This window comes from Kitasatospora nipponensis, assembly GCF_039528135.1.
In the GTDB taxonomy this organism is placed as follows: domain Bacteria; phylum Actinomycetota; class Actinomycetes; order Streptomycetales; family Streptomycetaceae; genus Kitasatospora; species Kitasatospora nipponensis.
The window spans coordinates 1-543 of record NZ_BAAALF010001059.1; the positions used below are offsets into that span (position 1 = coordinate 1).

Annotated in this window: 1 protein-coding gene; it reads left to right on the plus strand. The window is 62.2% G+C overall.

All coding sequences use genetic code 11. From position 1 onward, the window contains the following. Nucleotides 1-129 precede the first annotated feature (129 nt). On the plus strand, nucleotides 130-543 hold a 414-nt coding region (locus tag ABD323_RS44850; protein ID WP_344447708.1), incomplete at its 3' end, for an FRG domain-containing protein.

A 543-nucleotide genomic window follows, 5' to 3' on the forward strand; every position in this document is an offset into this window, starting at 1 on the left:
GCATAGACGTGGTAGTCGGCGAGGTCGGCTGCACCCCGCCGTCGGCTGCCGCGCGCGCCCGCGGGCCGTGTGCCACGCTCGATCCACGCAGGCCCACTGCGGCCCGGGCACCTGGGCAAGGAGTGCGCCATGGACGCTCCCCAGCGATATTCACCCGGACGTTTCTTCCGGGACCGCGAAATCAATGAGAAGGTCGGCATCAACTCTGAAAAGACCCTATGGGAGTGGATAGAAGCAGGCGCACAGCCTCCACGACCAAAAGGAAGCGTGCCTCTACCTCCAGAGTCCGAGCAGACTCTCTACCGCGGCCAGCCCGATGCTGGCTATGCACTAACCTCCCGGCTCTTCCGGGAAATATGGGCAAACGACCGCGCCGCGACTGAGAGTAAAATGCAGAATGCCGAGCGGCACCTTCTGAAAGTCCTGAAGTACGGTGAAGGGCTTGGACGACTGATGACAGACGGCGAACTCCTCGCCGTTCTCCAGCATCACGGAATTCCTACCCGGCTCATCGACGTATCCGCTGGACCATTCGAAGCCCTC